Raw genomic sequence first — 13,419 nt, forward strand, 5'->3', positions numbered from 1 at the left:
GGACACCCCTAGGCGTCGCCCGGGAGCAGGTGCTGCGCGAGTTCGCGGAAGCTCCACTTCCCCTGCTGCCGGGTGAACATCCACACCAGGTCGTGGCGGTCGGGCCAGACGGCGGGGACGCCGAGGACCCGGTGGGCGCCCAGGGCGTGGATCAGGCGGGGGATGCCGGTGTGCTCCCAGCAGACGAGTACGGGCATGGGCCCGGCCAGTGCGGCCCGTGCCAGGGCCTCTTCGGCGCCGACACCGAACTCGGAGCGCAGGGGCGTGCGGAGGGCGGCGATCAGCGGCTCGACCGTCTGGCGGCAGCGGGCGGGAGGCCGGCCTCCGGCACCGGCCGGGCCGCCGGCCGCGAAGACGACGGCGGGGCGCGGCAGCGACGATCCACCGGCGGGCGGGAAGAGACGGTGCAGTTCCTCGGCCCGGCGGCGGCCGCGCCCGGCGAGGGATCCGGGGTCCTCGTTGCCGTCCTCGTCCTCGCCCAGGTCCCCGGCGTACGGCTTCTCCGCGTGCCGGATCACCATGACCAGGGCGTCCTTCGGTGCGGCTTTCGGGCCGTGCGCGGCGCTTCCGGACGGGTCCTGCGCCGAGCAGCCGGTCAGCGCGAGCGGGGCGAGGGCGGCGGCCGCCAGGAAGGTGCGGCGGCGCGGTCCGGACCCGGCGGGGGCTTCTGGCATGGGGCCCACTGTCCCCCACGGGCCGGACGCCGCCGCGGCGCGGCGCGTCGTACGGCCGCCACGAGCGCCCGGTCGGCCGATCGGGTCAGCCGATCGGCCGAGGGGGCTCGTACGGCCCTCACCTCTCGTAGGGCGAGGGCACCGGGAAGTACGCCTCCAGGAAGGCGGCGACCGCGCGCTGCTGCTCCTCGGGGGACAGCCCGGGTGCGGTGTCGTCGTCGGCGAGGCAGAACGCGTCGGACCAGCGGTCGGCCGCCAGGCCGGGCAGCCGGGCGATCTCCTCGGCCCGGCCGGTGCTGACGTACGCGTGGTGCAGCTCGCCCTCCACGGCGCGGCCGTCGGCGAGGGCCAGGTGGGAGGCGAGGGTGACGGGGGCGAGGTCGTCGGCGCTGCGGAAGACCGAGCGGCTGATGGTGGTCAGCCGGCCGGGCAGCCGCTCCTCGACGTGGGCGAAGAGGGAGCGGCTGAGCGGGTAGGGGGTGTGGGCCAGGATGTGCGGGTAGGTGCGGCCGGCGGCCTGTTCGATCGCGTGGCGGGTGGCCTTCTGGGAGGCGGTGAACACGTCGTCGTCGACGCCGGGGGCGCTGGGGGCCACGGCCCGCCGGTCGTGGAAGACCTTGGGCAGTCCGGAGGAGAGGAAGTAGTTCTGGGGGCGCTGCGGGCGGCCGAGGAAGATGTCGTCGTTGAAGTAGAGGAAGTGCTCGGCGAGGCCGGGGATGCGGTGGAGCCGGCTCTCGATGGCGTGGGAGTTGAAGACGGGGAGGCCGGCGGGGTCGGCGAACAGCTCCCGGTGGTCGACGACGGTGACCCGGGGGTGGTCGGTGGCCAGCCAGGCCGGGGTCTGGTCGTCGGTGACGAGGAAGACGTGGCGGATCCAGGGCGCGTGGGCGGCGATGGAGCGCAGGCAGTAGCGGAGCTCCCCGCGGTCGCGGTAGCGGTTCTCCGCGTGGTCGACGGGGGCGCGCCCGGCGGCGCCGGCTTCGGCTGCCGACGCGGCTGCCTCGGCGCGGTCCCGGCGGCGGCGCCAGGCGGGGTCTGCGGCGTCGACCCAGGTGATCACGGCGTCGACGGGGAAGTCGATGTCGTCGGGGAAGCGGCCGGCGAAGGCGTCGACGACGGGGTGGTCGCGGTCGCCGACGCGGGTGGTGGACGTGGCTTCGAGGGTGGGTACCCACCAGCCGTACGGGGTCTCGCGAAGTCCGGCGACCGCGCCGATGCCCGACTCTGCGGCCTCCCAGAACTCCAGGTCGCAGCCGGTTTCGGGGCCGTAGGCCACGGTCCGGCCGGAGGTGACGACGACCGGCTGGAAGAGCAGGATGCCCTTGATCTTGGGGTGGGGGGTGCCGACGGGCGGACCCTCGTGGGCCGCGACGGCTTCGGGGAGGGTTTCGGCGAGGACCTCGACGGCTTCCCCGGCTTCCCCGGCCGGGCCGCCGCCGCCGCCGTCGCCGTCGCCGTCGCCGAGGAGCCGGGCGTACACCGGGAGCCCGGCGAAGGCCGCGGCGCATGCCTTGAGGGCGGCCTCGCGGTCGCCCGGGGCGATGGCGACCCGGTGCCGCAGTTCCCCGTCGGGGACCAGCCCGTACGGGACGGCGGCCGTCTCGAGCGCCTCGGCGACCGCGCTCAGGTTGGCGTCCCGGGCTCCGGCGGGCAGCAGGTCGTCGCGGACCCGGGAGAGCCGGCCTCGGTGGCGGACCAGGTCCGCCGCCGCCCCCAGCAGCTCGTCCTCACGGGCCCGGCCGGGCGGGGGCGGCACCCGGCTCCCGCTCCCGGTGCGCTCCCGCTGGGCGGCGTCCGGCTGCCGCGGTACGCCGCCGGGCCGGCGCAGTGTCCGTACGATCCGGCGCAGGCCGACGGGAAGGGGAAGACGGGACAGGCCCTGCATATACGACCTCGCGAGACGGCGCCGGTGTGCGGCACCCGAGGATGCGGGCGGCACCCGGCGTGCGGGGGTGCGGTGCCGTCCGGCAGGCAGGGGCGGATGCCTCGTTCACCTCCACCTTTCCCTTCGTTCATTTTTCACGCAAGGGCCGGGAGTCCGTTATCCCCGTCTCACAGGCACTTCTCAGTTTCCTCCGTGCCTGCGGACCGCCCGCAGCCATTCGCGGTTCATGGCGGCGATGGACGGCAGCGGAATGCCCTTGGGGCAGGCCGTGGCGCATTCGCCGGTGAGGGTGCAGCCGCCGAATCCCTCGTCGTCCATCCGGGCCACCATGTCGAGGACGCGGGTCTCCCGCTCCGGCGAGCCCTGCGGCAGCACGTTCAGGTGGTTGACCTTGGCGGAGGTGAAGAGCATCGCCGAGCCGTTGGGGCAGGCCGCCACGCAGGCCCCGCAGCCGATGCACTCGGCGTGCTCGAAGGCGGAGTCGGCGTCGGCCTTGGGCACGGCGGTGGCGTGCGCCTCGGGGGCGGAGCCGGTCGGGGCGGTGATGTAGCCGCCGGCCTGGATGATCCGGTCGAAGGCGCCGCGGTCCACGACGAGGTCCTTGACCACCGGGAAGGCGGCGGCCCGCCAGGGCTCGACGTCGATGGTGTCGCCGTCGGCGAAGGACCGCATGTGCAGCTGGCAGGTGGTGGTGCGCTCGGGGCCGTGGGCGTCGCCGTTGATGACGAGGCTGCACGCGCCGCATATCCCCTCACGGCAGTCGTGGTCGAAGGCGACCGGGTCCTCGCCGCGCAGGATGAGGTCCTCGTTGAGGGTGTCGAGCATCTCCAGGAACGACATGTCGCGGGAGATGCCGTCGACCTCGTACGTGACCATGGCGCCGGGGGCGTCGGGGTTCTGCTGGCGCCAGACGCGCAGGTTGAGCCTCATGCGTAGCTCCGCTGGGTGGGGTGGACGTACTCGAAGACGAGGTCTTCCTTGTGCAGGACGGGGGCCGCGCCGGTGCCCTGGTACTCCCAGGCGGCGGCGTATGCGAACTCCTCGTCGCGGCGGGCGGCCTCGCCGTCCGGGGTCTGGGACTCCTCCCGGAAGTGGCCTCCGCAGGACTCGGCGCGGTGGAGGGCGTCGAGGCACATCAGCTCGGCGAGCTCCAGGTAGTCGACGATGCGGTTGGCCTTCTCCAGCGACTGGTTGAATTCCCCGCCGCTGCCGGGGACCTTGATCCGCTGCCAGAACTCCTCGCGGATCTCCGGGAGCCGGGCGAGGGCCTTGCGCAGGCCTTCCTCGGTGCGGGACATGCCGCAGTACTCCCACATGAGCTCGCCGATCTCGCGGTGGAAGGAGTCCGGGGTGCGGTCCCCGTCGACGGCGAGCAGCTTGGCGAGGCAGTCGCGGACCTCCCGGACGGCGGCGGCGGCCTCGGGGTGGGTGTCGTCGACGGCTTCCTGGTGCGGGTGGCGGGCCAGGTAGTCGTTGATGGTGGAGGGGAGCACGAAGTAGCCGTCGCCGAGGCCCTGCATCAGGGCGGAGGCGCCGAGGCGGTTGGCCCCGTGGTCAGAGAAGTTGGCCTCGCCGATGGCGAAGAGGCCGGGGACGGTGGTCTGGAGGTCGTAGTCGACCCACAGGCCGCCCATCGTGTAGTGCACGGCGGGGTAGATCCGCATGGGGACCTCGTACGGGTTCTCCGCGGTGATCCGCTCATACATGTCGAAGAGGTTCCCGTACTTCTCGGCGACCTTGTCCCGGCCCATGCGGCGGATGGCGTCGGCGAAGTCGAGGTAGACGCCCTGGCCGCCGGGGCCGACGCCGCGTCCCTCGTCGCAGACGTTCTTGGCTGCGCGGGAGGCGATGTCGCGGGGCACCAGGTTGCCGAAGGAGGGGTAGATCCGCTCCAGGTAGTAGTCGCGCTCGGCCTCGGGGATCTGTGCGGCGGGGCGGGTGTCGCCCTGGGCCCTGGGGACCCAGATGCGGCCGTCGTTGCGCAGGGACTCGCTCATCAGGGTGAGCTTGGACTGGTGGTCGCCGGTGCGCGGGATGCAGGTGGGGTGGATCTGGGTGAAGCAGGGGTTGGCGAAGTAGGCGCCGCGCCGGTGCGCCCGCCAGACGGCGGTCGCGTTGGAGTTCATGGCGTTGGTGGAGAGGTAGAAGACGTTGCCGTAGCCGCCGGAGGCGAGGACGACGGCGTCGGCGTAGTACGTGGAGACCTTGCCGGTGATCAGATCGCGGGCGACGATGCCGCGGGCCACGCCGTCGACGGTGATCAGGTCGAGCATCTCGGTACGGGCGTGCATCTCGACGTTGCCGGCGGCGATCTGCCGGGACAGCGCCTGATAGGCGCCCAGGAGGAGCTGCTGGCCCGTCTGGCCGCGGGCGTAGAAGGTGCGGGAGACCTGGACGCCGCCGAAGGAGCGGGTGTCGAGGAGGCCGCCGTACTCGCGGGCGAAGGGGACGCCCTGGGCCACGCACTGGTCGATGATCTCGACGGATATCTGCGCGAGACGGTGGACGTTGGACTCGCGGGCGCGGAAATCGCCGCCCTTGACGGTGTCGTAGAAGAGGCGGTGCACCGAGTCGCCGTCGTTGCGGTAGTTCTTGGCGGCGTTGATGCCGCCCTGCGCGGCGATGGAGTGGGCCCGGCGCGGGGAGTCGGAGAAGCAGAACTGGACGACGTGGTAGCCCTGTTCGGCGAGGGTTGCGCCGGCCGCCCCGCCGGCCAGGCCGGTGCCCACGACGATGACGGTGTGTTTGCGGCGGTTGGCCGGGTTGACGAGCTTGGCCTCGAAGCGGCGGCGGTCCCAGCGTTCGGCGATGGGGCCTTCGGGGGCCTTGGTGTCGGCGATGGGCTCACCGGTGCCGTAGTGGGTGTATTCGGTGTGGGCCTGGTCGGTGTGGGCGTTGTCGGTGTGGGCGTGGGCGTTGCTCATGTCAGCTCACCACTCCGGTCATGACGGCGACGGGCACGGAGACGAAGCCCGCGAAGAGGACGAGGGCGAGGGCGTTGGCGAGGAACTTCAGGGCCCGGTCGCGGCGGGCGTTGCCCGCGCCGAGGGTCTGGGCGGCGCTCCAGAAGCCGTGCCGGACGTGCAGGCCGACCGCGGCCATCGCCACGATGTAGATCGTGTTCCCGTACCAGGTGGAGAAGGTGGCGAGGACGTTCTGGTAGGGGTGGCCGGCCCACGCGCGCTCGTTGACGGTGAGCGTGGTGAGGTCGAGCAGGTGCCAGACGATGAACAGGGCGAGGATGATGCCGCCCCAGCGCATGGTGCGGGTGGCGTAGCTCGCGCGGCGGCGCTTGTGGGCGTACTTGACCGGGCGGGCCTTGATGTCCCTGCGGCTGAGCTGGTACGCGGACACGGCGTGGCCGACGACCGCGGCGAGGAGCACCACGCGCACGATCCACAGGGCCCACTCGTGGTGGAGGAAGGGCGAGCCGAGGGTGCGCAGCCAGTGGGCGTAGCCGTTGAACTCGTCCGCCCCGAAGAAGATCTTGAGGTTGCCGAGCATGTGGACCACCAGGTATCCGAGCATGATCAGCCCGGACACCGCCATCACGGACTTCTTGCCGACGGTGGAGTCCCAGAGCGTGCGCGTGGTGGACGGCCGTCGGCCCGTCCGCGTTGCCAGAGCCATGCCACCGACGGTAAGGACCAAGGTCCCGAGAGGTCCAAGACATGATGACGCTGATCTCGATAGGGGGTACCTATGTAGGGCGTAACCTGGGGCGATGCAGTTCCAGCAGCTCCTGTACTTCGTGGCCGTCGCCGAAACCCGTCACTTCACCCGGGCCGCGGAGCGGGTGCACGTCGCCCAGCCGTCGCTCTCGCAGCAGATCAAGTCGCTGGAACGGGAGCTGGGGGCAGAGCTGTTCAGCCGGGCGCGGGGGAACATCGCACTGACCGACGCGGGCGAGGCGCTGCTGCCGCTGGCCCGGCGGATCCTGGCGGACGCGGACACGGCGCGGCTGGAGGTGCAGGAGCTGGCGCAGCTGCGGCGGGGGCGGGTCCGGCTGGGGGCCACGCCGAGCGTGTGCACGGGTCTGCTGCCCGGCGTGCTGCGCGCCTTCCACGCCGCGCATCCGGGCATCGAGCTGTTGATCGAGGAGAGCGGCTCGCTGGACCTCGTACGGGAACTGGCGCGCGGGGCCCTGGACCTGGCGCTCGTCGCGCTTCCGCTGCCACCCTCGGCCCCGGCGCTGACCACGGTGGAGCTGCTGACGGAGGACCTGGTGGTGGTCTCGTCGGCGGAGCTGCCGCCGCCGGGGGGCGGCGGGCCGCTCACGGTGTCCGCGCTGCGGGACGAGCCGATGGTGATGTTCCGCCACGGCTACGACCTGCGGGACCTGACGGTGGCCGCCTGCCGGGCGGAGGGCTTCGAGCCGGTGTTCACCGTGGAGGGCGGGGAGATGGACGCGGTGCTGGGCTTCGTGCGCGCGGGGCTCGGCGTGGCGGTGGTCCCGGCGATGGTCGTCGGCCACGGCGGCCCGGGGCTGCGCGCCACCCCGCTGGCGGGCTCTCCGCTGCGCCGCACCATCGCCCTGGCGCACCGCACGGATGTCGCTCCCCCGCGCGCGGCCCGCGAGCTGAAGCGCATCCTGCTGGGCTGACCCGGCCGCGCCCCTCACGGGCGCCGCGGGCGGGGCCCGCTCGGGCGGGGCACTCCGCACGGGGTGGCGCGGGCGGGAGCAGGGGTGGCACGGGGTGGCGCTGGCGGGGGCCGCCCGCCCGTCAGCCTCCGGCTGAGGGAAGGGCCTTGTCGAGGCCGTCGGCCAGCATCGCGAAGGCCTGGTCGGCATCGGCCGCGGCGGCCGGATGGGCCTCGTCGGCACTCTGGCCGGCGGCCATGCGGAGGTAGTTCTCCCGGCCCAGCTCGTGGCGGACCGCCACCAGGTGCATCGCGGCCAGCCGCGCGGCGAGCGGCCGGACCGACTCCGCTTCGAGCACGGCGGCCAGCAGCTCCACCTCGCGGTCGGTGTAGTGGGACATCCGGCTCTCCAGGCTGGCGGTGGAGTAGAGGAGCCGCTGGAACGCGACCACCCCGGGGTGGTCGCAGAGCCCGGTGATCGGGTCCCGGTCGGCGAGGGCCGCCAGGAAATGCGCGTGCAGCGCGGCCACCGGCGTCCCCCCGACGGGCCGGTCCCGCACGATGCGCGCCGCCTCGTCCTGGTGGTCGGCGAACCGGTCGAGCACCAGGTCCTCCTTGCTCGGGAAGTACCGGAAGAGGGTGGGCTTGGAGACCTCGGCCGCGGCGGCGACATCGGCCACCGACACCGCATCGAAGCCCCGTTCCAGGAAGAGCTCCAGCGCCGTGGCCGCCAGCTGGCGACGCGTACGGAGCTTCTTGTTCTCGCGCAGACCCGTCGTCTTCTCCATACCGCGAGGATAGCACAGAATCATGACTCGGTTAATTTCTTGACCGGGTTGCTTTTTCTGTCGGGAGCCGCTTTCCTTGAGACATCGACGAGACCGGAGATCGACCCGAGAGGACATCCGATGACTGACGTACTGATCGTGGGCTCCGGCCCCACCGGACTCACCCTGGCCTGCGACCTCGCCCTGCGCGGAGCCGCCGTCCGCGTCATCGACCAGCGCACCGGCCCGCACCGCGAGTCCCGCGGCAAGGGGCTCCGGCCGAGCAGTGTGGAGATCTTCGAGAAGCTCGGCGTGGCCGAGTCCCTCACCGCCGTCGGCCAGGACGAGGTGGTCCTGCGCAAGTACTTCGACGGAGCGCACGTCAACGACACCCCCGTCGGCGGCAACGGGCTGCTGCTGGGTCAGTGGCAGATCGAGGAGGCGCTGCGCGAGCGGCTCGGCGGCCTGGGCGTGACGGTCGAGTACGGGACCCGGCTCGCCGGAATCGGCCAGGACGCGGGCGGGGTCCGCGCGGAGCTGGCGGACGGCACCGCGATCGGGGCCCGCTACCTCGCCGGGTGCGACGGAGGGCACAGCGCCACCCGCAAGCTGCTCGGCATCCCCTTCGAGGGGAACTCGGCGCAGGAGCCCGCGATGGTCATCGGGGACGTCCGCGCCCCCGGGCTCAGCCGGGACTTCTGGCACCAGTGGTTCAGCTCGGACGGCAGCGGGATCATGCTCTGCCCGATGCCGGGGACGGACGCCTTCCAGCTGCAGGCCTCACCCGAGCAGGACGAGCACGGCGAACCGGTACCGCCCTCGCTGGAGACCTTCCAGCGGCTGTTCGACCGGCACGCCCGGATACCGGGGATCCGGCTCACGGATCCCACCTGGCTCTCCACCTGGCGGGTCAGCGTCCGCGTGGTCACCCGGATGCGCGAGGGCCGCGTCTTCCTCGCCGGGGACGCCGCCCACGTCCACCCCATCGCCGGCGGGCTGGGCATGAACACCGGCATCGGCGACGCGGCCGCCCTGGGCCGCACCCTGGCCGCCGCCCTCACCGGGCCGGGCGGGGAGGAGGTGCTCGACCTGTACGAGGCGGAGCGCCTGCCGGTGGCCGTCGAGGTCGTGGCCGATACAGCGCGGCGGTACGACCGGGTCGTGGCGGCCGTCCGCACCCCCGGCGTCGGGACGGAGGCCGGCCTGGACTGACCGGGCCGCCGGGCCGGTGTCGGACGGGCGTCAGGAAGGCGTGGGCACGGCGTCCGAGAGCGAGAGGGTGTGGATGCGGTCGGGGGCGCCGGGGCGGGCGTAGTACCAGCCCTGGGCGGTGTCGCAGCCGAGGTCGCGGAGCTGGGCGGCCTGGGCGCCGGTCTCCACCCCCTCGACCGTGACCGCGAGTTCGAGGCTGTGGGCCAGGGCCACGATGCCCTCCACGATCTTGACGTCGACCGGGTTGGCGGGCTGCTGCTGCATCCCCTTGGTGAAGGAGCGGTCCAGCTTCAGGACGCTGACCGGGAGGCGGCGCAGGTTCGCCAGGTTCGAGTAGCCCGTGCCGAAGTCGTCGAGCGCGATGTCCACGCCGAGGGCCGCGAGCCGGCGCAGCGGTTCGAGGAGTTCGTCGTCGGCCCCGATCAGGGCCGATTCGGTGACCTCCAGGCACAGGGCGCCCGGGGCGAGGCCCGAGTTCTCCAGCACCGCGACGGTGTCGGCGACCAGGCCGGGGTGGTGCAGCTGGGTCGGCGAGAGGTTGACGTTGATCCGCAGGGCGGAGCCGCCGTGCTGGCGCTGCCAGTTGCGGGCCTGGCGGACGGCCTCCTCCAGGACCCAGCGGCCGAGCGGCACGATCAGCCCGGTCCGTTCGGCGAGCGGGATGAAGCGGTCCGGGCCCAGTACCCCGTACTGGGGGTGCGACCAGCGGACGAGGGCCTCGGCCCCGTGGACGCTCCCGTCGTGCAGGTGGACCAGCGGCTGGTACTCGATGAAGAACTCGCCGCGTTCCAGGGCGGCCGGGAGGGCGTTGGTCAGGCCGTGCCGGGTGATGGCGCGGGCGTCGGCCTCGGCGTCGGCGAACTCGAAGCGGTTGCCGCCCGCCGCCTTGGCCCGGTACATCGTGATGTCGGCGCTGCGCAGCACCTCCGCGGCGGTGCGCTCGCGGGCCAGACCCTCCACGATGCCGATGCTGCCGCGGACCGACAGCTCGCGGCCCTCGATCCGGATGGGCACCGACAGGGCGGACAGGATCCGGACGGCGAGTTCGGTCACCTTCTCCTCGGTGTCCGAACCGGTGGTCAGCGCCACGAACTCGTCGCCGCCCAGGCGTGCGACGACCTCGCCGGGGCCCGTCGCGCAGCTCTGCAGCCGGTCGGCGACCTCCACCAGGAGCCGGTCCCCCGCCGAGTGGCCGAGGCTGTCGTTGACGGCCTTGAACCCGTCGAGGTCCAGGTAGCAGAGGCCGAAGCGGCTGCCGCCGGCCCCGCCCAGGGCCTTCTCCAGGCGTTCGAAGAAGAGCGTCCGGTTCGGCAGCCCGGTCAGGGCGTCGTGGGTGGCCTCGTAGCGCAGGCGCAGGTTCAGCAGGCGGCGTTCGGTGGTGTCCTCCATCAGCGCCAGCTGGTACTGGGGCACACCCTCGGCGTCGCGCAGCAGCGACACCGTCAGGTTGGTCCACAGCACGGTTCCGTCGTGGCGGTAGTACGGCTTCTCCACGCGGTAGCTCTCGCGCTCTCCGCGGACGAGTTCGCCGTACATCCGCCAGACGTGCGGGGCGTCGTCGGGGTGGCCCCACTCGCTGACGTTGCGGCCCCGCATGTGCCCGTGCATCCCGCCGAACATCTGCAGCAGCGCGTCGTTGACCTCGAGGATGTTGCCTTCGAGGTCGGCGATGCCGATGCCGACGGCCGCGCCCTCGAAGACCGCTTTGAAGCGCTCCTCGCTGGCGTGCAGGGCCTGCTGGGCGTCGATGCGGGCGGTCAGCGCGGAGCGGGCGATGGCCTCCTGCTCCTTGAGGGTGCGCTCGCGCAGGGCGCGGGCGAATCCCGCCGCGATCCCGTGCTGGAGCCGGGCACAGCGGGAGCGGTACTCCTCGGTGCCCTCCACGCCGACGCCGTCGGGGCCGCAGTAGAGCACGAGGTACGACTCGACCACGCCGAGGGTGCCGGCCAGGGCCTCCGGGTCGGTGCAGTGCACGGCGACGAGTTCGGCGCCCACCCGCTGGGCGACGCCCGCGTCGAAGGGCCGGGCGTGCAGGGCCTCGGCGAGGGTCCGGGCGAGCGGTATGAGGTGCTGTTCGAATTCGACTCGGGTCAGCGAGGTCGCGGTGACGGGGAAGATCGCCCGTCCCCAGATGGTCGCGAAGCGCCCGATCCGGTCCTCCAGCCCGCTCCGCAGCGCGGCCGGGCCCGCGCTCGCCGACAGGCCCGCCGACCCCGGCGGGCCTGTGGGAGGGGCGGTGGGCGCCGCCGTCTGCGCGGGCCCCTCGTTCTTCGGGGTCGGTGTGCCGGAGGGCACCGCGGCCTTGGATCTCACGCCTTGCGTCCCACTCCGCCGAAGCCCGAGAAGGCGTACGGGTCCTCGGGCGCCTCGCCGTCCTCCGGGTCCTCGGTGCCCTCGGGGTGCCACAGCGGCATGAACACGACGCCGGGTTCGACGAGCTCGAAGCCGTCGAAGAAGCGGCCGATCTGCTCGCCGCTGCGCATGACGAGCGGGTTGCGGATGTCCCGGTAGACGCCGACGGTGCCGCTCGCGACCTCCTGGGAGAGCGGGATCCCCTCGTAGGAGGCGTGCGTGACCACCAGGAGACTGCCGGGGGCCAGCGCGTCGCGCAGCTCGGCGACGGCGGCGTACGGGTTGTCCGAGTCCTCCAGGAAGTGCAGGACGGCGACGAGCAGCAGGGCGACCGGGCGTTCGAGGTCGAGCAGCCGCGAGACCTCGGGGGCGGCGAGGATGTCCTGCGGCTTGCGCAGGTCGGCGGCGACGATGCCGCTGCGCTCGTCGCCGCCGAGGACGGCCCGGCTGTGCGCGACGGCGACCGGGTCGTGGTCCACGTAGACCACGCGGGCCTCGGGGCTGGCGGCCTGGGCGATCTCGTGGACGTTGCCGAAGGTCGGGATCCCGGAGCCGATGTCGAGGAACTGGGTGACGCCCTGGGCCACGGCGTAGCGGACGGCGCGGCGCATGAAGGCCCGGTTGGCCTGCATGATCTTGGGCAGGCCCGGCAGGAACTCCATGGCGCGGCGGGCGGCCTGGCGGTCGACCTCGAAGTTGTGGGAGCCGCCCAGGTAGTAGTCGTAGATGCGGGACACGCTCGGCACCGATATGTCGATACCTGGCGGGGCCCAGGCGGGGCGCTCCATCGGGGTCTCCAAGCCGTAGTCCTGCGCGGTCGTCCGGGATCGGACGCCTGTCCGAGCCGAATGTACTGATCATTGCCCAACGGAGCGAGCAAAAGCGGAAATTGGTGATCCGTTCTTCATCACACACCAAAGGCCTCCAAGGCCCCTCCCGCAGCGAATGACCGAAACCGACAAGTCGCTTTTGGGAATGCGCAGGCAGATGATCGGAATTCGTCATTCCGTGGCTCAAACCTCTACGGTCCCCACACCACCCATTCAGGCGAACCACAGCCGAGCTCCGCGTGCGCGGGCGCACGTGAGCCCATGCTCCCCGGGTGAACAGAGCCTGTACCAGACGCCTGCTGGTGGTCCCGGTCCTGCTGTGGGCGGCGCTGTCCGCCGCACCGGCCGTGGCTGATAGCAGCGCCTACGCGACGATCGACGCCGGAGACGGCGCGAACGCCGTCGGGCTGGTCGCGACCGCCGGAAGCGGCGCGGCAGCGAGCGGCCGGGGTGGCGGACATCACGGCGACGGCCACGGAAACGGCCAGGGAAACGGCCACGGCCCGGGGCACGGGAACGGCCACGGAGGCCACCACGGACACGGCGGACACCACTGCCCGCCCCCGCCTCCCCCGCCGTGCCCACCGAAGCCGACCCCCACCCCGACCCCCACGCCGCCGCCCCCGAAGCCGCCACCGCCGAAGCCGACTCCGCCGCCTCCGCCCGCGCCGAAGCCCACGCCGCCGCCCCCGCCCCCTCCGCAGGCGAAGCCGCAGCCGAGGCCGCCGGTGCCGGCCCCGCCGAAGCCGGTGCCGCCGCCCCCGCTCCAAGTGAAGTTGCCCGCCCCCGTGGCGACGACGCCGCCCCCGCCCCCGCCGTCGAAGAAGCCGGTGGCGAGGCCGGCCTACCGCACGGCTGCCGCGAAGCGGCCCGAGCACCACATCTCACCGGTGACCTTCACCTTGATGACCGCGGCTCCCGCGGTGCTCGCGATCGTCGCGCTGCGCCCGCGCTAGGGAGTGTCGTCAAAGTGGCGTCGGCCGCCCCAAAGGGCGGGGCCGGCGGGGCCGGGTGCGTGCGATCGCAAGGCGGTGGAGGGAATCGACGCGGTGGGGGCGCCGCCCCCCGGGAGCGGGGGGGCGGCGGTGAACCCCGACAAAACCGCGAGCGCGCGGGCC

At 73.0% G+C, this 13,419-nt stretch carries 11 protein-coding genes; 3 read left to right on the forward strand and 8 right to left on the reverse strand.

The features are described 5' to 3' along the window. Positions 1–8: 8 nt before the first annotated feature. The 5 genes from ACFXGI_RS17575 to ACFXGI_RS17595 all read right to left on the reverse strand — a co-directional run bounded on the left by ACFXGI_RS17575 (position 9) and on the right by ACFXGI_RS17595 (position 6,189). The gene (locus ACFXGI_RS17575; RefSeq protein WP_384706937.1) at positions 9–674 is read right to left on the reverse strand and encodes a hypothetical protein; all 666 of its coding nucleotides are present in this window, start codon (positions 672–674) and stop codon (positions 9–11) included. A gap of 118 nt (positions 675–792) precedes the next feature. Continuing rightward, positions 793–2,559, reverse strand: coding sequence for a Stealth CR1 domain-containing protein (locus ACFXGI_RS17580; protein WP_384706939.1), 1,767 nt, complete (start codon positions 2,557–2,559; stop codon positions 793–795). Positions 2,560–2,739: 180 nt separating this feature from the next. Then, entirely contained in the window at positions 2,740–3,489 is a 750-nt protein-coding gene (locus ACFXGI_RS17585) for a succinate dehydrogenase/fumarate reductase iron-sulfur subunit (protein WP_384706941.1), read from the reverse strand. Continuing rightward, the gene (locus ACFXGI_RS17590; RefSeq protein WP_384706943.1) at positions 3,486–5,483 is read right to left on the reverse strand and encodes a fumarate reductase/succinate dehydrogenase flavoprotein subunit; all 1,998 of its coding nucleotides are present in this window, start codon (positions 5,481–5,483) and stop codon (positions 3,486–3,488) included. Before ACFXGI_RS17590 ends, ACFXGI_RS17585 begins: the two co-directional genes overlap by 4 nt. Before the next feature lies 1 nt (position 5,484). Continuing rightward, positions 5,485–6,189, reverse strand: a complete 705-nt coding sequence (locus tag ACFXGI_RS17595) for a succinate dehydrogenase (RefSeq protein ID WP_384706945.1) — start codon at positions 6,187–6,189, stop codon at positions 5,485–5,487. A 94-nt stretch (positions 6,190–6,283) separates the two neighbouring features. Between ACFXGI_RS17595 and ACFXGI_RS17600 the strand changes: the two genes are divergently transcribed. Then, positions 6,284–7,162, forward strand: coding sequence for a LysR family transcriptional regulator (locus ACFXGI_RS17600; RefSeq protein WP_384706947.1), 879 nt, complete (start codon positions 6,284–6,286; stop codon positions 7,160–7,162). A 121-nt stretch (positions 7,163–7,283) separates the two neighbouring features. Here the strand turns inward: ACFXGI_RS17600 and ACFXGI_RS17605 are convergent, their stop codons facing one another. After that, positions 7,284–7,928, reverse strand: a complete 645-nt coding sequence (locus ACFXGI_RS17605) for a TetR/AcrR family transcriptional regulator (RefSeq protein WP_384706949.1) — start codon at positions 7,926–7,928, stop codon at positions 7,284–7,286. 120 nt (positions 7,929–8,048) lie between these two features. Between ACFXGI_RS17605 and ACFXGI_RS17610 the strand changes: the two genes are divergently transcribed. Continuing rightward, complete coding sequence (locus tag ACFXGI_RS17610) at positions 8,049–9,119, forward strand: FAD-dependent monooxygenase (protein WP_384706951.1); 1,071 nt, start codon at positions 8,049–8,051, stop codon at positions 9,117–9,119. 30 nt (positions 9,120–9,149) lie between these two features. Here the strand turns inward: ACFXGI_RS17610 and ACFXGI_RS17615 are convergent, their stop codons facing one another. Beyond that, entirely contained in the window at positions 9,150–11,321 is a 2,172-nt protein-coding gene (locus ACFXGI_RS17615) for a putative bifunctional diguanylate cyclase/phosphodiesterase (RefSeq protein ID WP_384707084.1), read from the reverse strand. A gap of 107 nt (positions 11,322–11,428) precedes the next feature. After that, complete coding sequence (locus ACFXGI_RS17620; protein WP_384706953.1) at positions 11,429–12,259, reverse strand: SAM-dependent methyltransferase; 831 nt, start codon at positions 12,257–12,259, stop codon at positions 11,429–11,431. 830 nt (positions 12,260–13,089) lie between these two features. Between ACFXGI_RS17620 and ACFXGI_RS17625 the strand changes: the two genes are divergently transcribed. Next, positions 13,090–13,257 (forward strand): hypothetical protein, encoded by a 168-nt coding sequence (locus tag ACFXGI_RS17625; RefSeq protein WP_384706955.1) that lies wholly within the window; start codon positions 13,090–13,092, stop codon positions 13,255–13,257. Positions 13,258–13,419: the final 162 nt, after the last annotated feature.

This window comes from Streptomyces sp. NPDC059355, from assembly GCF_042752335.1.
In the GTDB taxonomy this organism is placed as follows: Bacteria; Actinomycetota; Actinomycetes; order Streptomycetales; family Streptomycetaceae; genus Streptomyces.